Source organism: Citrobacter sp. A316 (genome assembly GCF_002042945.1).
Classification (GTDB): domain Bacteria; phylum Pseudomonadota; class Gammaproteobacteria; order Enterobacterales; family Enterobacteriaceae; genus Citrobacter; species Citrobacter portucalensis.
The window spans coordinates 17827-42421 of sequence record NZ_MVFZ01000017.1 but is presented as its reverse complement, the minus strand read 5'-3'; the positions used below and the strand labels follow the sequence as shown (position 1 = coordinate 42421).

Sequence of the window (24595 nt, the reverse complement as noted above, 5' to 3'; positions counted from 1 at the left end):
AAAAAATGATGAATTGCCCAAAGTGTGGACATGCGGCGCACACCCGGAGCAGCTTTCAGGTTACTGACAGCACGAAGGAGCGTTACTGCCAGTGCCAGAACATTAATTGCGGCAGCACATTTGTCACCCATGAAACGGTTGTACGATTTATCGTTACCACGACAATAATCAATAATGCCCCGCCGCACCCTACGCCGGGTGGTCAAGGGCACATGAATTTTTAAAATAAGAACCTGCTGCGGCAGGTTTTTTACGCGTCAGGAATTTCACCCGTTTCTATAAAATGCACAAAACTTTCTTCATCAATGATGATCGTACCCTTCATGCGTGCAGCATTTACTTTGGAAGGACCGGCATTGTATCCGCAACAAAGCATCTGCAGATTTTGAGTAACGGAACTTCTCACTGTCATGCTGTGCGCCTCGGCAACTTCAATCAAACGCTCTTTATCTGCCTTTTTGAAACCTGTAAAACAGACGTCAAAAGTTAGGGTTTTGGGCTTGGTCGACTTGGTTAGATGGATGTAATTTTCTGGTAGGAAGGACTGACAGGCTTGCTGTGCTTCATCAGCAGATGTGCATTCTTGAAGTATTCTATCTTTACGAAACGTTCTTATTGAATGGGCTGATTGGCATATACCCTGAATGTGGTTATCGCTGTGGCTAACACTGCTTATTGAATGGGCACCAATGCGCGCATTCGCATTGATGTAAACAAAGTGCATTTCTTCCATGTGAATCACCTTTATTACACAAACGGCTAAGACGTTTTGAACGGTGGGCAAATTGGCTGCCGCCATTTTGCCGCCACAGCCAAACAAAAAGGGGTTACGTTTTCACGTAACCCCTTGTTTTATTTGGTGGAGCTGGCGGGAGTTGAACCCGCGTCCGAAATTCCTACATCCTCGGTACTACATGCTTAGTCAGTCTTTACATTCGCCTGGCACCTGCGGACAGACACGCCACTACCAGACTAGCCTGATTAGATTTAACGCTTCAACCCCAGGCAGGGCCTCCACGCGATCTCTTTTGGGTTTGACCTCTCTTTGATCCCCGTCTTAAGAGCGGAAGCTAGGGAGAGAGGGCTCAGAGCAGGTTATTAAGCTGCTAAAGCGTAGTTTTCGTCGTTTGCGACTATTTTTTTGCGGCTTTTTACGAGGCCAACCGCCCCTCGGCATGCACCTTGGGTTTCGCGAATCCCGTCGAATCCAGAATCAGCCCCAATGTGTTAGAGCAAGTATAACAGACTTGTGACACGCGTGACCAGCCCCCGCAACCCCTAATCCTCAAGGATTTATCGCTCACGCAGCGCTTCTTTTGCGCGATTAAACGGTTTGATTAAATAGTCGACGATGGTTTTTTCACCTGTTTTTATATCCACTGTGGCAATCATGCCCGGTACGATGGAGAAATGGCGTCCCAGTTTATTCTGTAAGAAGTCCTGATGGGTGCGGATAAACACGCGGTAATAGAAGATTTCCGGTTTCACTTTGTCCTGAATGGTGTCCGGGGAGATGGTTTCGACTACGCCTTCCAGGCCGCCGTAAATGGCATAGTCATAGGCGGTTATCTTCACCAGCGCCCGCTGGCCGGGATGGATGAACGCGATATCACGCGGCGACAGGCGGGTTTCTATCAGCAGATGATCGTCCAGCGGCACAATCTCCATCATCTCGCCGTTGGGCGGGATAACGCCGCCAATGGTGGTGACCTGGATGTTTTTCACAATACCGCGCATCGGCGCGCGTACGGTCAGGCGGGTGACGGAATCCTCGCGTCCTTTTAAAATAGCCGCCAGCATATCCACTTCGGCGTTGGCCTTTGACAGTGCTTCCCGCGCCTGCACGAAATATTGTGAGCGCAGGTCGGTGATTTTTAATCCCAGATCGCTTTTTTGTCGTTGCAGGCGCAGCACTTCTACGTGGCTGGCGGCACCGCTTTTCTCCAGCCGTTGGGTGATAGCCAGCTCTTTATTTACCGAAACCAGCGCATCCTGCAGTTCTGCCATTGAATCCGCAAGCTGCGCGCGGCGGCTTTTATACAGGCGAGTTTCGGAGGCGATGAGATCCGGCCAGGCACGCAGTGAATCGGGAAAGACCAGTTGCAGATCGTTAACTTCGGCATTGAGCCTTGCGCTGGAAGCCAGTGAGGCGCGATAACGGGCGGCGCTCTCCCCAACGTTGGACTCAGAACGGGTGGGGTCGAGGCGCGCCACAATTTGGTTGGCCCGCACTTTATCGCCCTCGCGTACCGTAAGCTCGGCGAGAATGCCGCCATCCAGTGACTGCAAGACTTGCTCTCGCGAGCTGGGGATCACTTTCCCGCTGCCGGTTGAGACTTCATCCAGCTTGCCGAAATACGCCCAGATGCCCAGGACGGCAAACAGCAGCGTGCTGAGCAGAATAATGCGGCTGGCCCCGGAAAAACGGTGTTCGCGGCGGATATCGAGGTCGTCCATGGCGGCATCATGCGGATTGGTTTTCATTTTTCCACTCCCGACCGTGAGTTGGGGCAGGTGCCCGGCTCGCATTCAACGCTTGCGCTTTCGGGGCATCCATGACCAGTTGACCTTCTTTCAACACCACCACGCGCTCGACAAGTTCCAGAACCGGTACGCGGTGGGTGGCGACAATCAATGTGCGGTTACCCAACCACTGGTTGAGGCGCTGAATAAACTCCCGCTCGGTATGTTCATCCAGCGAGGCGCTGGGTTCGTCGAGCAGCACGATATTGGGCGAGCGCAGCAGCATTCTTGCCAGCAGGATTGACTGCCGTTGCCCACCGGACAAACCGTTGCCGCCCTCCATAATGGGATGCGCCAGCCCTTTGGCGAGCTGTTTAACGAAAGCTGCCGCGCCGCTGACCTCCAGCGCCTCGAAGATCTGCGCATCGCTGGCGTGCGGTGCGCCGAGGGTCAGGTTCTCGCGCAGGGTGCCGAAAAACAGCCGCGCATTCTGGCTAAGAAAACCGATGTTGCGGCGTAAATCAGCCATATCGATCTGCGCCAGACTCAGGTTGTCGAGCCGGACATCGCCCTGGATAATCTCCACACCACCCGCCATGGCCTGCAGCAGGGTTGATTTCCCGGCACCGTTACGCCCGAGGATCGCCACCCGTTCGCCGGGCATGACCTCCAGGCGCGAGATGCGCAGCGGAACGCGCTGATCGTCGCTGTGGTAGCGAAAGTGTGCATTCTCAAACAGATAATGACCGTGAAAAATCTCCTGATGCACCCGGTCTTCGTCGTACTGCGTTTCGGTGGGGAGCTGCATGATGCTATCCAACCCCATCTTCGCCGCCTTGACCTGTTGCCAGCGGGCCAGCACGCCACACAGGTTAGCCATTGGGGCAATCATTCTGGAACCGAGCATCGAAGCGGCCACCACGGCCCCGGTGGTCATCGTGCCTTCAATGACCATCGGCGCGCCAAACATAATGATGGCGGCGTAGACCAGACTTTGTACCGACATGCCCCAGCCAATCAGCCCCTGAGTCAGCCTGCGCGTGCGCAGCCCGGACTCTCCGGTAATGCGGATGTAGCTGTTCCACTGCTGTAAAAAGCGGTTTTCAGCCTGCATCAGCTTGATGTCTTCCAGCCCCTGAACGCTTTCGACCAGCACCGCGTTGCGCAGGGTGGATTCATGGGCAGCCTGGTTGGCGAGCACCGCCAGCTTCTTCTGTAACAGCAAACCGGGCAGTATCATCAGCAGGGCCGCGACGGGAGCTATCCATGCCAGCGGCGGGGCGATAAATGCCAGCACCACGATAAACAAAAAGAAAAACGGCAGATCGACAATGGTCGACATGGTCGAGGAGGTGATCATCTCGCGAACCTGTTCCAGCTCGCGTAGTTGAGAAATAAAGCTCCCCGTCGAGCGCGGTACGGCGCTGTTGCGCAGGCGTAATGCATGACTGAACACGCGATCAGAAATGCGCATATCGGCGCGTTTGCCGAGCAGGTCCATTATGTGGGTACGTGCTTCGCGCAGCAAAAAGCCAAACAGCACCGCCACCAGAACGCCAGTGGAGAGAACATACAGCGTTGGATAAGACTGGGCGGGGATCACCCGGTCATACACCTGCATGGAAAAGATAATCCCGGCGAGCGACAGAACGTTAATCAGAAAGGCGGCAATCATGACCGGCAGGTAAGGGCGGATGTCCTTTAACACCAGTTCGCGCATCCAGTCGGGCTTGAAGCGCGAAATATAGCGGTCTACCCGACTGTCCTTCAGCGCTGACAGCGGGCGCAGCGCGGTAATGCTCACGATCTCCGGCAGAAGTTCTGCAATCGTTAACCGGTTACGCTGGCCCTCTTCGGCGATGATAAACACATCTAACGTATCTTCGCCGTTGAAATGTTCTATCACCATCAGCTGGCCGTCGCGCAGCTCCGCCACTACCGGTAAACGCCACTGACCGAATGCCTGCGTGGCGGTATTCAGCGAATGAAATGACAGTCCCGCCTGACGCGCCAGCTGTGTCAGGGCCGTAGCCCGGCTTTTTCCCGCAAACCACGGGGCGTTGGCCTGGATTGCTCCGGGAGAACAGGCCACGCGATAGTGATTGGCAATATGCGTCATCGCCTGCGCCCACTGGCTCAGGGCGTGTTCCCCAATTGCATCTTCCGCATGTGAATCGAGGTCGCTCATAGCTTGATCTCCACCGATTGAATACTGCGGTTATTTAAGGCGAACGCCTGGCGAAGCGAGCCGGTGTTATAGAGGCAGTTCAACTGGAGCTGGCGCAGCTGGTTTTGGGTCTGGAGTTCCGCAAAACGGGCCTGATACACCTCTTGCTCGGCGTTAAGTACGTCGAGCAGCGGGCGCGAACCGAGGTCCAGATACTGCTGTTGATAAAGCTCGCGCGTTTGTTCACTCAGTCGCTGCTGGCGACGCAGAATCTGCAGGGCGGTGGCGAGGCTCATCGCCTGGCTGCGGGACTCGAGTAATTTTTGCCGTACTTCGAGTCGGGTGCGCTGGATGGAGTACTGTGCAGACTCTACCGCGTGGCTGGCGGCGTTGCGCCTAGCGGTGAGTCCGCCCCCCTGATACAGCGGCATCTCAACTTTTACCCACGTGGAGTATTGGGTTTTGTCGAGCACCTCATGGCTGGGATATTTGTCGTTGAGATAATGCTGAACCGACGGTTCCAGAGAGATGGTGGGCGTCATCTGCGCGTTGGCGTAATCGAGATTTGCCTGCGCCACATTCGCTTGTGCCCAGGCAGCCAGCACCGCAGGAACCAGTTTATCTTCCGGTTTGACCACATCACAGCTGCTGTCCAGCTTGGCCGGGAATTCGTTGCTGATGCCGTTAAGTGAACTCCAGCCGAGGTAACTCATCAATGTGGCCTTGCTGCTGTCGAGATTGGCCTGATACTGCGCCAGCTGAGAACGTGCAGACTCGATACGCGCATCGGTTTGCACCACGTCGGACAGCGAGGTTGCCCCTTCATCATTGCGCTGTCGGGTCAGTCGACCAATGCCGTTTAAGGCAGTGAGCTGCTCTTCGGCGGCATCCACCATTTGCTGCCACGTCTGCACCTGGACTATCGCGTTGGCGGTTGCGTGGGCGATGGTATCAATACTGAGTAATACATTCGCCTGCTGTTGCGCAGCTCCAGCGGTTTCGGCGCGAACCTGGCTTGCCACTTTGCCGAAGTCGTACAGCATTTGTGACACCGAAATAACCAGCGCCGGGCTAAAGCCGTGGTCGGTGTAGGTATTGCTGTAACCGTTGTTCATTCCGGCAGAAACTTGCGGGTAATATTTCGATTTCGCCACGTCGATCTGCTCGTTTTGTGAGAGCAGTTTGCCGATTGATTCACGAATAGAAGGATGCCAGTTGACGGCACGACTTACCGCGTCGTTGAGCGTCAGACTGCCGGGGGCGGCAGCGCTCAGCGGCAGATCGGCAACCGCGCCGTCCAGCGAGGGAAGCATCTGGCTGGTGGCCAGTCCTTCCGGCGTAATAATTTGCGGTTCATCTTCGGCATTCACCCGCAGGGTACAGAGCGTTAATGCCAGCAGCAGGGCAACAGGCGCGACATTTCTCATAGTTTATCCCTTACAAAATACGGCAGCGACGACTGTTATTGCCCCGGACGTCATGGCATCCGGGGCTGTAGTTATGGCGCTTTAACGCATAGCGTTAACGTCAGGTCACAATGTGATTTTGTTGCACCAGCTCATCGAGCGTGGTGTGTACGTTCTCCAGCGTTATGAGATTGGTTGAGTGATAAGTGTTGCCCGTACCGTCGCGGTCGATAGCAATCACCGTATTGTTACCGCTGGTGGTCACGGTGAGGTAGTTGCCGAGCGTAGCATTTTGCCCGTTCCAGCCTACCAGCAGGTCGCCAATATCGATTTTGTCGCCCTGGGCCAGCGAGAAGTTGGTCCAGTTGTCGGTAGCGCCATTACTAATGTTGCCACCGGTAGCGTCGTTGGCGTTGAGCAGGTGATAAATCAGCGTATCGCCGTAGACCGATCCGGTTATCACGTCATGCTGTGCGCTGCTTGCCATCTGCGGATTCATATTGATGGTCAGCGTAGCGGTGTCCGTATGCCCGTTTTGGTCGTTAAGGGTATAGGTAAAGGTCTCTTTGCTGGTGATCGATGCTACGGTTGTACCCGGCTTCAGCGTGTAGATGTATGAGCCATCCAGGTTCATGGTTAGTGAACCATAATGACCCTGAATTATTGCGCTGCTGGTGCTGCCGGCCGGATTAAGGGTGGCAGTACTGCCGTTAAAGCCAGTGACGGTGAGCTGGGTATGGACAGTTGAGAGCTGATCGTGCGCGCCTGCGGCATCACTGCCATCAAAAATATTGCCATTCACCGTGGTGGCGTTAACGTCATAGGTATTGAGGTGCCATGTCGTGCCTGTGACGTTTGGCGTAATGCTGACGTTGCCAACTGCCAGCCCTCCCATCGTTCCTGTAAAGCTGATGTTGTAATGGCCTGCGGTTAGCTCGGCATTGCCCAGCGAGACGGCAATTGAACTGCCTAACAGGCTGATGGAACTGGCGGGTATCGAGCCTGAAAGCGAGAATCCGTCAGGACCGGTTATGGTCCAGGTCACGCCCAGCGTACCAACGGTGATAAGCGTGCCGATGCTGAAGTTGAGCGTGGCGCCTTTCAGAACGTCATTTGTTGCGATATCAAACGAACCTGTACCGGTTGCTTTGCTCCCCAGCGTCGGAATTGTCGCAGTTCCCAGCGCGCCGCTTCCGTACGCAGCAGAATCCTGAACGGTACTCACCGCCATCGTGCTGCTGACGTCATTTATTGCGTCCAGCGGCTGCGGTGTTGGTTTGATATTCAGTGATGCGCTGCCGGTATCGCCGTTTGGTGCTTTGACCTTATACACGAAGCTGTCCGGCGTATTGATACCGTCTGCGCCCAGTCCGCTTTTCAGCGTGTAGGTGTAGTTCCCTTTCGCATCAATAATCAGCGTGCCGTACTGTCCGTTAATAGTGGTGGTGCCCGTTGCGTTAACGGTGACACCGTTCACTTCGGTGATAACGGTATTGGCCGGAGCCGAGTCGTTGACCAGCAGGTTTCCATTGGTTGTCGCACTCAGGCTGTCGACGGCGTAGGTATGATCAGCCTTAATATCCAGGGTGTAGCCGGTCAGCAGCGTCAGGCCGCCGGAGGCGTTAAGCAGGAACAGATAGTCACCGCCCGGCAGGGTGATGGTGTAGTCCGTTGAGCTACCTCCTAACAGCGCCGTGACCCAGTTAGGTTTCACGCGGAACTGTTCATACTGCTGAATGGACTCGTTGAAGCGATAAACATAGAGATCAAAACCGCCAACCGTGACGCCAAGAACGCTTGCCTTGACGGTCAGCGTGCGGGTTGCGCCGTCATCTACATTAAACTTGATCGGGTTGGTTAAACCGTTAACCAGGCTGACGTCCAGCACATTACCCAGTCCGACGTTGGCGAGGGTGAAGCCGGTTTGCTGTGATGTGCCATGATCAACCGCGATGACCTGCGTCCCGTAAGTCAGCGCAGCCACATCATCTGCCGCGGTTACCGTACTGGTGGTTGGGGCCTGACCCAGCGTTACCACCAGTTTTGCTGAGGAGTGATCGCTGCCATGTGTCAGCGTGTAGGTGAAGCTTTCGGAGCGTCCATATACCGAGATTGACGTATTGGTCAGGGTATAGGTGTAGCTACCGTTCTGATTGATATGCAGGATGCCGTATTTCCCCTGCACATCAATGCCGCCCGCCGGGATGTTCACGAGGTTGCCGTTACCGTCGGTGATGGAGGTGACCAGCGTGCCGGAAGGGGCGTTATCCTGTCCGTTGGTGGGATCGGTATCGGTGATGATATTTCCGGATTCCGTGGTACCGCCGGTGATGGTCCCTGCGCTGGCTTTTACCACCGAGACATCAAGGCTGGTGTATGCGCCGGTCGCCAGCAGGTTGGTGTTGTAGCTGACTACGCGGTAATCCCCGCCAGTCAGTCCGCTGTAATTGAGCGTTACGCCTGAGGCACCCAGGGTGAGCAGACTGGCAAAGTCTGGTTTTCCGGTATCCACCACCGTTACCCAGGCATTCAGTGCGGTGTCAAAGCGCTGGATGACGACTTCAAGCGTGTTTAAAAGCGACAGCACCACGCCGGTCGCAGCGGCATTGATCGTAATGGATCCGCTGCCGCCAGAAGCGATGCTGAAATTGACGCTTGCCGTATCGTTCCCCAGTACGTTGGCGACATTTCCAAGCGCATTGACCAACAGGAAACCATAATCGCTCTGATGCTCGGTGCTGACGGTGACATCGGTTTGTAGCGGTAGACTGGTGACATTGTCTTCAGCCAGCAGCGGCAATACCGGTGCGAGAGCGCTTGTCGGCGATGAGGTATTTCCCGCCGCATCGGTCGCCGTGGCGGACAGAGACTGCCCTTCAATCTGGCGAACTGGCAGGTTTACGCTGTAGACACCGCTGCTGTTGGCGATTGCTGTCACGCTGGTGCCGCCGGGCAGAGAAATGGTGACCGTGCTTCCCGCTTCGGCGACGCCGCTGACGGTACCGCCATCGGCGCTGATCAGTATTGTTGGTGCTGTTGGTGGTGTGGTATCCACAATCACGCTGAACGAACCGGATAACCCGCTTGCGCCGTTGGCGTTGGTTGCCGTGGCGGTAAACGCGTGGTTACCTTCGCTGAGTGCGCCGGATGGGGTATAGCTCCAGATCCCGTTACCGTCTGCAGTCGTGGTGCCCATTAGTACGCCGTTGTTGTACAGACTAACCACCGCGTTTGCCTGGGCCGTTCCGCTGAGCGTTGGCAGGGTGTCATTGGTGGTTTTGCCTGCCGCGACAGGCCCCGTGATTGTGCCGACGTCATCGAAAACGCTGGCAATAACGGGCGCAGGCGGTACGCCGGTAAACGGTGCCAGCACGTTACCCGGCGTACCGATGTTGCCTGCGGCATCCTGCGCGCTGACCTGCAGCGTTTGCCCACTGATTTGCGGTGGATTCAGCGTAAAGGTGAAATTACCGGAGGCGTTGGCCGTTGCGGTCCCGAGCACCGTTCCGCCGCTGGAGGTAATAATGACCGTGCTGTTTGGCTCGGCAACGCCGGTGAGCGCGGTGCCGTTGGCGTTTACCGCCAGCCCGGTTGGGATGCCCGGGGCAACGGTATCGACCACGATCGCTGCCGCAGACGATATGCCGCTGGTATTACCCGCGCTGTCCGTTGCGGTGATGGTAAACGAGTGGGTGCCTTGTGCCAGCGCGGTAGCTGGGGTATAGCTCCAGTTGCCGCTGCCATCCGCCGTCACGCTGGTAACAAAGCTGCCGTTATCATAAATATCAACCCGCGCGTTGGCTTCCGTGATGCCGTTTAACGTTGGGCGCGCGTCATTGGTCGGCTGATTATTGCCAATCGCCCCGGTGTTTGGCCCGACATCATCAATAATGCTGCTGATTGAAGGCTGCGTCGGCGCCGTGGTGTCAACCACCACGCTGAAGCCTGCGGTTGCGCCGCTGGTGTTGCCCGCCGCATCGGTGGCTGTGACGGTGAAGGTGTGCGATCCATTCGCCAGCGGTGTGGTTGGGGTAAACGACCAACTGTTATTGCTTTGCACCAGCGCGGTACCCAACAGGGTGCTTCCGTCATAGATGCTAACGGTGCTGCCAGCCTCAGCGGTGCCGTTCAGCGTTGGGCGTGCATCGTTGGTCAACTGTCCGTTGCCAAGCGCCGCATTGAACACGCCGCCTGCGATATCATCCACCACAGAGACCAGCAGCGGGACGGATGGCGCAATGGTGTCGACATTAATAGTAAACCCGCCAGAGACAGGACTCACGTTCCCGGCGGCGTCTGCGGCGGTTGCGGTAAACACATGTTGACCGTTACCCAGTGCGGCAGGCAGATATTCCCAGGTGCCGTCTATCGCCGCAGTCACCGTTGCCAGCAGCGTGCCATTATCGTAGATGGCTACCCGGGCACCAGCTTCCGCCGAGCCGTTGAGTACGGGACGGGTATCGTTGGTAAAGGCTCCGTTCGATAGCGTTCCGGTTCCCGGCAACACGTCATCAAAAGCCTGAATAATCGTTGGCGCAAGCGGGGCAACGGTATCAACGACGATGTTAAATCCTGCAGACGTCGGGCTGATGTTTCCGGCCGCGTCGGTGGCTGTTACCGTCAGCGCGTGGTTACCATTGCCAAGTGGGGTTCCCGGCGTGAAGCTCCATGCGCCCGTACCATCCGCTGTGGTAAAGCCGATAAACGATCCGTTATCGTAAATTCTCACCGTGGAATTGGCTTCAGCCGTACCGCTAAGCGTCGGGAGTGGATCGTTCGTGGCCTGACCGTTATTCAGATTACCGATCAGCGGGCCGACATCATCTGCAACCTGAGTAATCACTGGTGCTGTCGGTGCCAGAGTATCGACGGTGTAGGTAAAGCCACCAGAAGGCAGGCTGGTATTGCCTGCGCTATCTGTAGCCGTGACGGTCAGAGTATGCTGGCCGTTACCCAACGCCGCGGAGGGCGTAAAACTCCAGCTTCCGCCTGCGCCGACGATGGTGGTGCCAATGGGCTGACCATCGCTCAGGACGGTAATCGTCGCGCCAACTTCACCGGTACCGCTGAGCGCCGGGCGACTTTCGTTGCTGATTTGCCCGTTGGAGATTGGCCCGGTTGTCGGCGCGGTATTGTCCTGAACGGTCAGAATTACCGGTGCAGACGGGGCAATTGAATCGACCAAAATGGTGAATGATGTGGAGGCTCCGCTGGTATTGCCAGCTGCATCCGTCGCCGTCACGGTAAAGATATTTTCCCCCTGCGCCAGCGCGCTTGTAGGGGTGAAGCTCCAGTTACCGGATCCATCGGCATTTGCGGTGCCAATGATCGTACCATTGCTGCGAATAGTGACAATGGCATTGGGTTCGGTAATGCCATTCAGTGTGGGTTGGGCATCATTGGTCAGTTGACCGTTGGTCAACTGAGTGCTTCCTGGCTGATCGTCGATGACGGACACAATAGTTGGCACTACTGGTGGAAGTGTGTCGACCAACAAAGAGAATGGCGCTGTTGCCGGGCTGACGTTACCCGCGGCGTCCGTGACCGTGGCGGTCAACGCGTGATTGCCCTCGCCGAGTGCCGGAGAAGGCGTAAAGCTCCAGTTGCCGCTTCCGTCGCTGGTGGTTGTGCCAATCACCGTGCCGTTATCGCGGATGGTGACCACGCTATTCGCTTCGGTAGTACCTGCCAGGGTTGGCGTATTATCGTTGGTTGTCTGCCCGGAAATGAGCGTGGTTGTTCCACCTACATCGTCGGTTACTGACACAATAACTGGTGCACCAGGCAGACCTGTGTCCACCGTTATTGGGTACGATGCGGATGGGGCCCCCTGATTGCCAGCCGCGTCAGTGGCGCGCACAGTAAACGTGTGAGGACCGTCATTCAGGGCATTTTGCGGGGTAAAGCTCCAGTTTCCGCTGTTGTTAACGGTAGTGGTGCCGATGGACACGCCGCCGTCATAAACCGTAATGGTCGCCCCAATCTCGCCAGTACCACTCAGTGTTGGGCGCGTGTCGTTAGTGCTTTGTCCACTGCCGACATTGCCCGTCACCGGATCCACGTCATCAGTAACGGCGGTGATGCTTGGCGCGAGCGGCGCGGTGGTATCGATGGTAATGGCATAGTTTGGCGACTGGCCGCTGGTGTCGCCATTCACCGTTTGAGAGACTGCGTAGTTCCAGGTCGTGCCGTCCGCCAGCGCGCTGGGGATGGTGTAGCTCCAGGCTCCGGTGCTCGCGTCAGCCTGGACGGTGATCAGCAGGATCCCGTTTTGGTAGATATGTACATCAGCTCCGGCTGTTGCCACGCCTTGTAAGGTTGGCTGCGTGTCATTGGTGGTTTTTCCGTTACCAATTTCAGTTAAACCGGAAGGAACATCGTCGATAATTTGCAGAGTCGGTGGGTGCGGAAGGCCCGAGTTTGAGGCGGTAAACGGCGTTTCTCCGCTTTGGTTGCCCGCCGGATCCTGGGCGATCGCGTTCAATGCTTCACCTGTCGTCTGAGCCGGTGAAATCGTGACGGTGTAAGCGCCGGTAATGCTATCAGCAACGGCCTGGCCGAGGACCGTGGTTCCATTTCTGATGATGACGGTGCTGCCTGGTTCGGCGGTCCCACTCACCAGCGTACCGTTATTATCTATGATGGTTACGATGGGGGCAGGCGGCGCTTGCGTATCGGTTGTTATAATTACCGGGTTGCCTGCCGGGAGGCTATTGCCTGCCGCATCCTGCGCGCCAAAGGTCAGCGTATGCTGTGCATTGGGCGAAAGCGGAACGTCCACGCTCCATTTGCCATCGGCTCCCACCGTTGTGGTTATTACTGGGCTTGAGCCTCCATTATCAAAAATTTGGATCGTACTGCCCGGTGTTCCTGTTCCGCTGACGGTGGGGGAGAGATCATCCGTGACGCTTCCATTGCTGAGCGTGCCGGTAATCACGCCGACGTTATCTTCGATATCCGTTACCTGCGGGGCGGTAAGCGGTGTCGAATTCACCGTAAACGAGATGCTATTTGAGGTACCGCTGGGGTTGCCTGCGGCATCGGTGGCGACTGCCGTCAGCGTGTAGGTGCCATTGGGCAGCGCCGTCGTCGGCGTGATGACCCACAAACCATTCACTACGGTAGTAGTGCCGATGACGGTAGTGCCGTTATACAGCGTAATGATCGAGCCACTTTCCCCGGTTCCGCGCACGGTTGGCGTGCTGTCATCGGTTGTGCCGTTCGCTGCGATATCTCCCTGAACTGTGCCTGCGTTGTCATTTGCAGCAGTGATTGTAGGCGTTGCGGGAGGCGTAATATCAATGTTCAGGGTGATGGCTGTCGACGGTTGGCTGACGTTGCCTGCCGGATCGGTTGCGGTGAGGGTAACCTGGTAACTATCCGGGTTAATAGGCGTGGTTGGCGTAAAGCTCCAGGTGCCGTCTGCGCCAACCGTTGCGGTACCCAGCGGTGTGGTATTGCCGTCGAGATACACCGAAATAACATCACCCGCCGTACCGGTGCCGCTAAAGGTTGGCGTGGTGTCATTGGTGTTGCCATTCGTGACCACGCCCGTTACCGGAGCCACATCGTCGGTAATGACAGGCGCGCCAGGCTGCACGGGGGGCGTATTGTCAACCGTCAGGGTAAAGCTCGCCGACGGGATCCCCGTATTGCCTGCTGCGTCAGTCGCTGTGGCGGTGAATTTATGCGGTCCTTCAGGCAGCGCATTCGGTGGCGTAAATGTCCATGTACCGTCAGGCTGGACGGTGGTGCGACCCAACGTTGTGCCGTTATCAGCAACGGTGATGGTTGCTCCCGGCTCGCCAGTACCTGAAAGAACAGGGGTGGTACTTTTCGTACTGCCACCGTTTGCCAGAGGGAGAGTGGCGCTGCCTATCAGTCCCTCTCCGGCGACAATAATCGGTGCAGCTGGTGGCGTGGTATCGATGGTTAACGTAAAGCTTGCGGGTGCGCTGGCATTACCTGCGGCATCTGTCGCCACGGCGGTCAGCGTATGCGGCCCTTCGCTTAGCGGTTGAGTCACCTGGATGCTCCAGTTGCCGTCAGCCGGAACCAGCACGCTGCCAATAGGCGTCGTGCCGTCATACAGCGTGACGGTTGAACCGGCAACACCCGTGCCGTTAAGTTTTGGTAGCGTATCGTCCGTACTCTGGTTGGTAAGTAGATCGCTTTTAATGCTGCCGACATCATCCGTCATGCTGAGAATGACTGGCGAGGCAGGCGCTTGTGTATCAACCGTGATAGTCACAACCGTTGGCGAGGTGGTGACGTTACCTGCCATATCTGTAGCCAATACCGTGAAATTATGCACCCGGTCGGTGAGCGGAGCGCCATTTGGCACTGTATAGCTCCAGGAACCTGAGCTAGTGACGAGGATGGTGTCCAGTAAAAGGCCATTGTCAAAGAGGCTAACTAACGAACCCGGCTCACCGGTGCCTGAAATCGTCGGCGTGTTGTCGTTGGTGATGCCGCCGTTGTTAGCAACGTCGCCGGTTATCGTACCGACGTTATCGTTCACCAGCGTGATTGCGGGAACTGTGGGCGCAATGGTATCGACAATGATTTTCCAGCTTGCCGCGCTACTGGTGTTACTCGCGGCGTCTGTGGCGGTCACCGTGAAGATATGAGCGCCCTCGCTCAGCGCCGAGGCTGGCGTATAGTTCCAGTTACCGTTGATATCAGCGGTAACGGTCGTCAGCAGGGTGCCGTTATCGTAAATTTTGACCTGAGAACCTGCTTCGGCGGTACCTTCCAGTTTAGGTTTGCTATCGTTGGTGACGTCGCCGTTATTGAGAGGGCCCTGGTACATGGGCTGGTCATCCGTTACAGCGGTGATGATGGGCGTTCCGGGGGCGGTAATATCCGGTGCCAATGCGGAAGTCGGCTGACTCTCGTTGCTGCTGTTGTCCGTTGCGGTAACGTTTACCGTTTCGCCGTTCTTTTGCGGTGGCGTAATCGACACTGCGAAGTTGCCGCCGCTGTCAGCCTGACCTGTGCCAATCGGGTTACCGTTGCTGTCTTTGACTGTGATGGTGCTTCCCGCTTCAGCATGCCCACTCACAGAACCGCCGTCTCCGGCGACGATAACGCCGGTAGGCGCATCAGGTGCCGTGGTATCCGGTGCGGTAATCGCGCTGTTGCCGCTGGTATTGCCAGCCGCATCCGTCGCGTTGGCGACAAGATGTTCTCCGTTGGTCTGCGGCGGAAGCAGCGTGGCGGTGAAACTTCCGCTCGGGCCGGCGGTTGCCGTTCCAATAATCGCGCCACCTGGATCCAGAATATGTACCGTACTGTTGGGTTCTGCGGTACCGGTAACTTGATCGCCCGCGGAGTTAATCACCAGGTTAGCAGGCGGCTGCGGGGCCGTGATGTCTGGCGCGAGCGCAGTTTCTGGTGGGCTTGGGTTTCCGGCTGGATCGGTGGCGATAGCGGTAATGGTCTCACCATTGGTCTGAGGTGGGCTAATGGTGATGGTAAATGAGCCATCTGTTCCGGTCACGCCGCTGCCGATCTGATGACCATTATTATCATTGATGGTCACGGTACTTCCTGGTTCGGCCGTACCGGTGACGACAGAGCCATCGGCAGATACGTTCAGATCGTCCGGCGCTGACGGTGGCTGAGTATCGATAGTGATATTGAATGCCGCTGATGTTCCTCCCGTGCCCAGGTGGTTGGTCGCCGTGGCGGTGAAGGAGTATGAGTTGTCCTGCAAGTTGGTGCTGGAAGTCCAGGTCCAGTTGCCGCTGGGATCGGCTTGTACGCTTATAACTAACACCCCGTTGTTATAAATGTTAACCGTGCTGTTGGCGTCAGCGGTACCTGATAGCGTCGGCGTTTGGTCGTTGGTGGCCTGATTATTGCTCAACAGACCGGTTGAGGGAGCAAAATCATCCATTATGCTGACGATAACGGGTACGCCCGGGTAGCCAGAGTTAGTGGCATTGAAGGAAGTATCTGGCCCGATGTTGCCTGCCAGGTCCTGAATTTTCGCGATCAGTGCTTCACCGTGCGTTTGCGAGGGAGAAATCGCGATGGAAAAATTGCCGGTTTGGTCGACCCTGATTGAACCTAAAACCTGATTATTACTACCGATGATAGTGACCAGGCTTCCCGCTTCCGCTCTCCCGGTAACAGTTGTACCTTCCGGATTAACGGAGGAAATGACCGCGGCGGCAGGTGGAATCGTATCAACGGTGAATGTCGGTACTTTCGTTTCCGCACTCACGTTACCCGCGGCGTCAGTTTGCGTCAGCGTCAGATTGTGAACACCGTCGCTGAGCGGTGTGTCCGGTGTAAACGTCCAGTTACCATTGTCATCCACCTGAACCATGCCAATCAGAATGCCGTTATCAGAAATACTGATGTAAGAACCCGCTTCGCCTGTGCCAGTGAGCGTTGGTGTAGCATCATCGGTTACGCCGTTATTGGCGATAAGACCGGTAATGGAACCGACATTGTCGATTTCCTGAGTGACTACAGGGGCGTCGGGGGCAAGCGTATCGACAATAATGACCCAACTGTCCGACATTCCGCTGCTGCCCGCACCGTTCGACGCGCTGACGGTAAACTGGTGGGTACCGTCTGTGAGAGGAGAGGATGGCGTAAACGACCAGTTGCCGTTGGCATCGATAGTGACCTGACCTATTTCGACACCGTTATCAAAAATATGTAATGTGGCATTCGCGGGGCCAGTACCCTGGAGTGTAGGCGTATTATCGTTGGTGGATTCCTGCTGATTAACAGGGCCAGTAATCAGTTCCTGGTTATCGATTACGCTGGTGATGACGGGCTCGTCAGGTTTGTTAGGGGTTGTCGTTGGCGGTGTGCCGCCATCGCCGTCACCATTACCACCGTTACCGTTACCGTTACCGTTACCATTGCCATTGCCATTGCCATTGCCATTGCCATTGCCATTGCCATTGCCATTGCCGCCGTTACCGTTTCCGGCATTATTATCACTTCCGCCACCGCCACCGCCACCCGCCGCGAGGCCAATTCCACCTGCAACCGCTATCCCACCAAGAACCCACGGCCAGACGGCGCCGCCTTCATGGCTTCCCTCGGCAGTCATTAGCGGAGTGAGATCGTCCAGATGCTGGAAGTGGAATGCCCCATCAGTATCCTGAACCCACCACAGCGCGCCATTACTGTCTTCCAGAACAAGCTGGTTTTGTGCATCACCTTTTCCGACGTAGAAGTTTTTAATGGTGATGATTTCACCTGAGCGGAGTGTGACAACCAGATCCTGATTCATGCGTGTCAGTTGGCTCACCTCCTCACGCGACACCGACAGTTTCACGATAGAAGGTGAACTGAGTGTAACTTCAGAGGTTTCAACATTTGTGGAAACGCCAGTTAATTTTGATACAACGGCGAGTAGACGCATATGTTCACTCCTGATGGCATGCCGGGAGTATTAATCCGCAACAGCGCGCTGGGAAAATGAGCAGACAGGGGCCCGTTCATCATAAAGATGAATTTACACATGTAATTACATTGATTAGGTCATACAGATGTTCGTTTACTTATCAAATACGTTCGCGCCCTGTCGGCTGAATAGTTCTTTCGTATTAGATGATATAGTCAGAAAGAAAGTATTCTGCAACTTATCTATATTAAAAATATATTTAGCTAATTGAAAAGGATACTTTCCGGTACATATTTAACAATTGATTTTATGTTAACTTGTTGTATTTTATTGGTTTTTATTTTAATCAAAATGAGGGGTAATATAATAAACAACAGTAATAATAGTGTTATTAAATAAGTTTCAATGTAGGCGATATGGTCTTGAAGTTTTATTTTATTAGACTATGGAGCGCTACGGTAATGCCAGGGGAGTTTATTTCATACCTGAACGATTCAGCACAAATAAACTATAAACCAGGTGAATGTATTGGGTGGATTTCAATAACTAAAAATACGAACCAGTCTCAGGATAAGAGACTGGTCACAGGAGAGTAGCGTTTAGCGGCCAGCATTTTTCATAATACGCGCTTTATCTAACTGCCATTCGCGTTCTTTCACATCGGAGCGCTTGTCGTGCTGTTTCTTACCTTTCGCGACGCCAATTTTTACTTTGCACCAGGCATTTTTCCAGTACAGTGAAAGCGCAACGACGGTGTAACCGTCACGATTCATACGACCATACAGGGAGTCGAGCTCTCGTTGGTTTAACAACAGCTTACGGGTACGGGTGGGATCACATACCACATGCGTTGAGGCAACAGCCATTGGTGTGAAGTTGGCGCCAAACAGGAACGCTTCGCCGTCTTTAAGGATGACGTAGCTATCGCCGATGTTAGCTTTACCCGCGCGCAGGGATTTGACTTCCCAACCTTGCAGAGCGAGTCCTGCTTCGAACTCTTCTTCAATAAAGTATTCGTGTCGTGCGCGCTTGTTCAGCGCGATTGTGGCTGAGCCAGGTTTGTGTGCTTTTTTCTTCGTCATAATGCCGCTCAGTATAGGTAATCTGGAATCGAAAAACACCCCATTTCATCCAGCGGGGCGCAAGGCGCTATCTTAGCACGAGTTAGGCTATAGCGTTTTTTTTAGCGGGGGATAAATGGTATTATTTGTGTGATTGATATTGATGGAAATTGTTATGCCTCAGATTAGCCGGACCGCTTTAGTACCTTACAGTGCGGAACAGATGTATCAGCTAGTGAACGATGTTAAATCCTATCCCCAGTTTTTACCGGGGTGCACCGGTAGCCGTGTGCTGGAGTCGACTCCGGGACAGATGACCGCTGCGGTGGATGTCTCGAAAGCAGGGATTAGCAAAACGTTCACCACGCGCAATCAACTGACCAGTAACCAGAGTATCCTGATGCATCTGGTCGACGGACCGTTCAAGAAACTCATTGGCGGATGGAAGTTTACGCCACTGAGTCATGAAGCGTGCCGCATTGAATTTCATCTCGATTTTGAGTTTACCAATAAGTTAATCGAGCTGGCGTTTGGTCGTATCTTTAAAGAGCTGGCTTCAAACATGGTGCAGGCCTTCACGGTCCGCGCGAAAGAGGTTTACAGTGTCAGCGTCAGCTAAAATTGTCGTTGAAGTGGCGTATGCGCTGCCCGAGAAACAGTATCTACAGCGTGTAACGTTGCAACAAGGCGCTACGGTGGAAGAGGCTATCCGCGCCTCCGGGTTGCTGGAATTACGTACCGATATCGATCTCAGCAAAAATAAAGTCGGCATTTACAGCCGTCCGGTAAAGCTTGCTGATGTTCTGCAGGACGGGGATAGGGTGGAAATCTACCGGCCACTGATTGCCGATCCGAAAGAGCTGCGCAGACAGCGAGCAGAGAAATCCGCTAAAAAATAGCAGACAATAAAAAAGGTGCTCATTGAGCACCTTTTTTGATCTCTCAAACCTACTTGTTGTCGGTCAAAGCAGGTTTGTTATCAATGTTGGTCAAAACGCCGCTGCTGTTAAAGGTCAGCGTCAGTGTTTGCTGGGTTACGCCTTCATGACCAGGTTGCTGACGGAACACATAAAACCAGGTGTTAGTGCCAAAAGGATCGGACATCATTGGTGTACCCAGAGCATAAGCAACCTGCTGTTGCGTCATACCCGTGCGCACTTTGGCGACATCGGTAGGTGTCAGATAATTTCCCTGGTTGATGTCAGGGCGGTAAACCACTCGCTCCAGAGTGGAACAGCCTGCAGTCAACATCAGTAGTACTGCTGCAGCAGCAGTCAGCGTTTTACAGCGCATAGTGATTTGATTCCTTTTCGGGCCCGAGCAGTACGCGGCTCATATGTAATATGCCGATGATAATAGACCTTTCACCACTTTAAAACCTTTTGCTGTCGGGTCGGTCGGCGATTTTATGTTGAACTCAGACCTTAACAAGGTAAAAAAGTTTATGCCGCCAGCAGTTCTTTTGCATTTGCGAGGGTATTGCGCGTCACTTCGCTACCGCCAAGCAGGCGGGCTAACTCCTGCAGACGAGCGCGTTTATCAAGCGGCTGCATGTGTGTTTCGGTCATCGCGCCATCTGTTTCTTTGCTGACATAGAAATGTTGATGGCCACAGCCAGCAACCTGCGGCAGGTGAGTAACACACATTACCTGAGTTGACTCGCCCAACTGACGCAGCATTTTTCCCACTACCGCAGCAGTCGGGCCGCTGATACCGACATCCACTTCATCGAAAATCAGCGCCGGTGTTTCCATTTTACGTGCGGTAATAACCTGAATAGCCAGCGCAATGCGCGACAGTTCCCCACCGGAAGCGACTTTCGCAATCGGCTGCAACGGCTGGCCTGGGTTAGTGGTCACTTTAAACTCTACGCGATCGGCACCGTCTGAGCTCAAATGATGTTCCTCAAATTTCACATCAATGCAAAAGACGCCGTGCGGCATTGAGAGAGTATGCATGCTCTCGGTAATCAGTTGTCCCAGTTCCTGAGCATAATGCTGGCGCTGTTGGTGCAGCATTTTTGCCGTTTCCAGTGCCTGCTGGTGGTGATTGTTCACAGCCAGGGTTAAGGTTTCGAGCGAGTCGGCCTGATCGTCTAACTGCTGTTGTTCATCCAGCAATGACTGATAAAACTGTGGCAGCGCTTCAGGGGCAACATGATGCTTGCGGGCCAATGAGATTTGTTTGGAAATACGCTGCTCAAGTTCGAACAAACGATTAGGGTCTAAATCCAGACGATCGCAATAGTGGCGCAGCTCGTCGCTGGCTTCGCTGAGCTGGATAGTGGCCTCTTCCAGCATATCCAGAATACCGGAAAGTTTGCCGTCCATGCCTGCCAGTTCAGTGACCAGCTGTTTTGCGGTGTACAGCTGGCTTTGCAGGTTGATGTCTTCACCATCTGCCAGGATAGCCAGCGCCTGTTGGCTGGTGGTCAGCAATTGCCCGCTGTTAGCCAGACGTTTGTACTCTTCATCAATTTGCTCAAACTCACCCGGCTGCGGGTTGAATTCGTTCAGCTCTTTTAACTGGTATTGCAACAGTTCCGCCCGGGCTGCGCGTTCCTGACTCTGTTGTTGATGATGTGCCAGGTCACGGCAGCTTTGGTGCCACAACTGGTAGCGCACAGCCATTTCCTGAGTCAGGGACGCTTCATTGGCGTAGCCATCCAGCAGAGACTTTTGGTGTTCTGATTTTGTCAGGAGTTGATGCGCATGCTGACCGTGGATTTGAATAAGCAACTGGCCCAGCTCGCGCAGCTGTGACAGCGGTACGGCAGTGCCGTTAATGAAGCCACGTGAACGTCCGTCGCTGCTGATAACGCGACGCAGCAAACACTCACGGCCTTCCTCAAGCTGGTTTTCTTCCAGCCAGCGCAGGGCCGCGGGGGTGTCTTTTAAGGCGAAGCGGGCGCAGAGGTCGGCTCGCGTGGCGCCTGCACGTACCATGTCGGCGTCTGCGCGTCCGCCCAGGCACAAACCGAGAGCATCAATGGCAATGGACTTACCCGCACCGGTTTCACCGGTAATAACGGTCATTCCGTTCTGGAAATCGATCTCAAGTTCACGAACGATAGCAAAATTGCTGATGGTCAGTTGTGCCAACATAGCTGTTTTCCTGTATGAAAAACCATAACTGTAATTACATACAGTATAAACTGGTTTTTTATACAGTAAAGAGGTTGGCGTTAAATTAGAATAATTTTTTTGACCAGCCTAGCTTAGTGCTTAATGTGTTGAAATAACTGTAATCTTTTGGGTGTATCAGGTTCAGGTGATAATCACAGCGGCGAATTAATACGTCTTCACCTTCCTGTATAGGCAGGGCGATCTGGCTGTCGCAGCTGATTTCCAGATCGTTACTGCGATGTGAGAAGCGCAGGCGGATGGTGCTGCTACTGTTGATCACCAGCGGTCGCGCGGAAAGCGTATGCGGGAACATTGGGACCAGCGTAATAGCATCCAGTGAAGGCGTCAGGATCGGGCCTCCGGCAGAGAGCGAATAGGCGGTAGAGCCAGTCGGTGTGGAAATAATCAAGCCGTCCGAACGCTGGGAGAAGGCAAAAATTTCATCGATATAGACTTCAAATTCAATCATGTGCGCCACTTTTCCGGGGTGCAACACAACTTCATTGATCGCCGTGCTAATACGCTTCTGGCAATCCTGTTGGCACACCTGAGCTTCGAGTAAAAAGCGCTTTTCGCTGATGTAGTGGCCTTCCAGCACGTCAGCTAACTGTTGTTGTGCATTGTCTGGGTCAAGGTCGGTCAGAAAACCGAGATTACCGCGGTTAATGCCAATAACCTTGATGTCATAACGTGCCAGGGTGCGTGCGGCGCCCAACATATTGCCGTCGCCGCCGACTACTACGGCGAGGTCTGCCTGCTGGCCAATCTCTGCGAGCGTACCGGTTTTCACATTTTTCAGCTGCAGCTCGTGGGCGATTTGTTGCTCCACGATAACCTCATAACCTTTGGCGCACAGCCAACGGTAGAGCATTTCATGTGTGGTCAGTGCAGTGGGGTGACGTGGATGCCCCACAATGCCAATACACTTGAAATGTTTGTTCATTTTCTCGAGGTCCTTGTAACGAAGATTAGTGACAATGTGAGTACTTCCCTTGAATCCCTGAATCTGATCCCCATAATAAGCCAAGTTAGCGAGATGAATGCGAAAAAAACGCGGAGAAATTCATGAGTAGTAAAGAACAGAAAACGCCTGAGGGGCAAGCCCCGGAAGAAATTATCATGGATCAGCACGAAGAAGTTGAGGCGGTTGAACCAGACGCTTCTGCTGAGCAGGTGGATCCGCGCGATGAAAAAATTGCGAATCTGGAAGCTCAGCTTGCTGAAGCCGAAACTCGCGAGCGCGACAGCGTGTTGCGTATCAAAGCGGAAATGGAAAACCTGCGTCGTCGTACCGAACTGGACGTAGAAAAAGCGCATAAGTTTGCGCTGGAAAAATTCGTCAACGAACTGCTGCCGGTGCTGGATAGCCTGGACCGTGCGCTGGAAGTGGCGGATAAAGATAATGACGCTATGGCGGCGATGGTTGAAGGTATTGAGCTGACCCGTAAGTCAATGCTGGATGTTGTGGCGAAGTTTGGCGTACAAGTGGTTGCGGATATCGACGTGCCGATGGACCCGAACGTGCACCAGGCGATTGCAATGGTAGAGTCTGACGACGTTGCTGCCGGTAATGTGCTGATGGTTATGCAGAAAGGCTATACCCTGAACGGACGTACCATCCGTGCGGCGATGGTCTCTGTGGCGAAAGCCAAAGGCTAATCAGCCTCAGACCGGGTAATGCTGATGCGCTACCCGGTCTGGATTACTCTCACTGGTCCGATACGCTTTCTCGCAGCGGTTTGACGGGCAACACCTGCACCTGTTTAATCATATTGTCCTGCACGTCGAGAATATCGATATCGTACTGCCCGATACGCACACGCGTGCCAGCAATCGGGATCTCCTCCAGCGCTTCAAGAATAATACCGTTCACAGTACGAGCATCATCTTCCGGCAGGTGCCAGTTAAACGCCTTATTGATTTCACGAACGTTGGCGCTACCATCAATGATCACCGAACCGTCATTCTGCGGCGTGACTTCTTCGGCAAGCGTCGGAGACATTGAGGTCGTGAAGTCACCAACAATCTCTTCCAGGATATCCTCGACCGTAACCAGTCCCTGAATATCGCCATATTCATTGACGACCAGTCCCACTTTCTTCTTGTTGCGTTGAAATTTAATGAGCTGAGTGCTGAGTGGCGTGCCTTCCGGAACGTAATAAATTTCGTCGGCGGCGCGTAACATGGTCTCTTTGGTGAACTCTTTTTTCTCGGCCATCAATCGCCAGGCTTCACGTACGCGCAGCATGCTGATGGCGTCGTCGAGCGAATCGCGATACAGCACAATACGACCGTGCGGGGAGTGCGAAAGCTGACGCACGATTGATTTCCAGTCATCGTTAATATCAATGCCGATGATTTCATTACGCGGGATCATGATGTCATCGACGCTGACTTTTTCCAGATCCAGCACTGACAGCAGCATATCCTGGTTACGGCGTGAGATTTGCGAGCGCGATTCATTCACCAGTGTGCGTAGCTCATCTTTACTCAACGAACCGCTCACCACGATATCCGTTTTGATGCCCATCATGCGCATCAGAAGCCGCGTGATGGTGTTGAGTAGCCATACCAACGGCATCATCAGAATCTGTAGGGGAGCCAGCAGGACGCTGCTTGGATAGGCAACTTTTTCCGGGTATAGCGCGGCAATCGTCTTTGGCAGCACTTCAGCAAAAACCAGCACCACAAACGTCAGTACCCCAGTGGCAATGGCGACGCCTGCATCGCCATACAGACGCATACCGACAATAGTACCGAGCGCGGAGGCCAGAATATTCACCAGATTATTGCCGATGAGCACCAGGCTTATCAGGCGATCCGGCTTGCGAAGTAACTTTTCAACGCGTTTTGCCTGTCGATTTCCCTGCTTGGCCCGATGACGTAGACGATAGCGATTCAGGGTCATCATTCCGGTTTCAGAACCGGAAAAATAGGCGGAAATGACCACCATGATGAGGAGCGTGACAATGAGCGTGGTGGTGGAGATGTGTTCCACG

The 24595-nt window shown here is 54.3% G+C and carries 14 protein-coding genes and 1 other RNA gene; 4 read left to right on the top strand and 11 right to left on the bottom strand.

Annotated features, from left to right (window positions below; all coding sequences use genetic code 11):
• Positions 1-5: 5 nt before the first annotated feature.
• Positions 6-224 (top strand): ogr/Delta-like zinc finger family protein, encoded by a 219-nt coding sequence (locus BZK41_RS19315; RefSeq protein WP_075208030.1) that lies wholly within the window; start codon positions 6-8, stop codon positions 222-224.
• 26 nt (positions 225-250) lie between these two features.
• Here the strand turns inward: BZK41_RS19315 and BZK41_RS19310 are convergent, their stop codons facing one another.
• The 7 genes from BZK41_RS19310 to smpB form a co-directional block, all read right to left on the bottom strand.
• On the bottom strand, positions 251-733 hold the full coding sequence (locus tag BZK41_RS19310) for a hypothetical protein (protein ID WP_079939278.1): 483 nt from the start codon (positions 731-733) through the stop codon (positions 251-253).
• A 124-nt stretch (positions 734-857) separates the two neighbouring features.
• Positions 858-1221: a transfer-messenger RNA gene (gene ssrA, locus BZK41_RS19305) on the bottom strand.
• A gap of 72 nt (positions 1222-1293) precedes the next feature.
• Positions 1294-2457: an HlyD family efflux transporter periplasmic adaptor subunit gene (locus BZK41_RS19300; protein ID WP_139762632.1), complete on the bottom strand. Its 1164-nt coding sequence runs from the start codon at positions 2455-2457 to the stop codon at positions 1294-1296.
• A gap of 7 nt (positions 2458-2464) precedes the next feature.
• The gene (locus BZK41_RS19295) at positions 2465-4651 is read right to left on the bottom strand and encodes a type I secretion system permease/ATPase (protein WP_079939196.1); all 2187 of its coding nucleotides are present in this window, start codon (positions 4649-4651) and stop codon (positions 2465-2467) included.
• Positions 4648-6057 carry a TolC family outer membrane protein gene (locus BZK41_RS19290; RefSeq protein ID WP_079939195.1) on the bottom strand — a complete coding sequence of 470 codons (1410 nt, stop codon included), beginning with the start codon at positions 6055-6057 and terminating at the stop codon, positions 4648-4650. The genes BZK41_RS19295 and BZK41_RS19290 overlap by 4 nt, the downstream gene beginning before the upstream one ends.
• A gap of 100 nt (positions 6058-6157) precedes the next feature.
• Complete coding sequence (locus BZK41_RS19285; protein WP_079939194.1) at positions 6158-17428, bottom strand: BapA/Bap/LapF family large adhesin; 11271 nt, start codon at positions 17426-17428, stop codon at positions 6158-6160.
• Between the two features lie 581 nt (positions 17429-18009).
• Positions 18010-18492, bottom strand: coding sequence for an SsrA-binding protein SmpB (gene smpB, locus BZK41_RS19280; RefSeq protein ID WP_003031211.1), 483 nt, complete (start codon positions 18490-18492; stop codon positions 18010-18012).
• A 154-nt stretch (positions 18493-18646) separates the two neighbouring features.
• Here smpB and ratA point away from each other — a divergent pair, with 154 nt between their 5' ends.
• Together ratA and BZK41_RS19270 are read left to right on the top strand one after the other, a co-directional pair.
• Positions 18647-19090 carry a type II toxin-antitoxin system toxin RatA gene (gene ratA, locus BZK41_RS19275; protein WP_003826396.1) on the top strand — a complete coding sequence of 148 codons (444 nt, stop codon included), beginning with the start codon at positions 18647-18649 and terminating at the stop codon, positions 19088-19090.
• The gene (locus BZK41_RS19270) at positions 19074-19370 is read left to right on the top strand and encodes an RnfH family protein (protein ID WP_008785525.1); all 297 of its coding nucleotides are present in this window, start codon (positions 19074-19076) and stop codon (positions 19368-19370) included. Before ratA ends, BZK41_RS19270 begins: the two co-directional genes overlap by 17 nt.
• A gap of 49 nt (positions 19371-19419) precedes the next feature.
• On the opposite strand, the gene bamE is transcribed toward BZK41_RS19270, so the two are convergent.
• The 3 genes from bamE to nadK all read right to left on the bottom strand — a co-directional run bounded on the left by bamE (position 19420) and on the right by nadK (position 22539).
• Positions 19420-19764: an outer membrane protein assembly factor BamE gene (gene bamE, locus BZK41_RS19265; protein WP_003826401.1), complete on the bottom strand. Its 345-nt coding sequence runs from the start codon at positions 19762-19764 to the stop codon at positions 19420-19422.
• Positions 19765-19913: 149 nt separating this feature from the next.
• Complete coding sequence (gene recN, locus BZK41_RS19260; RefSeq protein ID WP_079939193.1) at positions 19914-21575, bottom strand: DNA repair protein RecN; 1662 nt, start codon at positions 21573-21575, stop codon at positions 19914-19916.
• A gap of 85 nt (positions 21576-21660) precedes the next feature.
• Entirely contained in the window at positions 21661-22539 is an 879-nt protein-coding gene (gene nadK, locus BZK41_RS19255; protein ID WP_079939192.1) for an NAD(+) kinase, read from the bottom strand.
• A 122-nt stretch (positions 22540-22661) separates the two neighbouring features.
• Here nadK and grpE point away from each other — a divergent pair, with 122 nt between their 5' ends.
• Entirely contained in the window at positions 22662-23255 is a 594-nt protein-coding gene (grpE, locus tag BZK41_RS19245) for a nucleotide exchange factor GrpE (protein ID WP_003826408.1), read from the top strand.
• Between the two features lie 49 nt (positions 23256-23304).
• Here the strand turns inward: grpE and BZK41_RS19240 are convergent, their stop codons facing one another.
• Positions 23305-24594: an HlyC/CorC family transporter gene (locus BZK41_RS19240; protein WP_003826409.1), complete on the bottom strand. Its 1290-nt coding sequence runs from the start codon at positions 24592-24594 to the stop codon at positions 23305-23307.
• Position 24595: the final 1 nt, after the last annotated feature.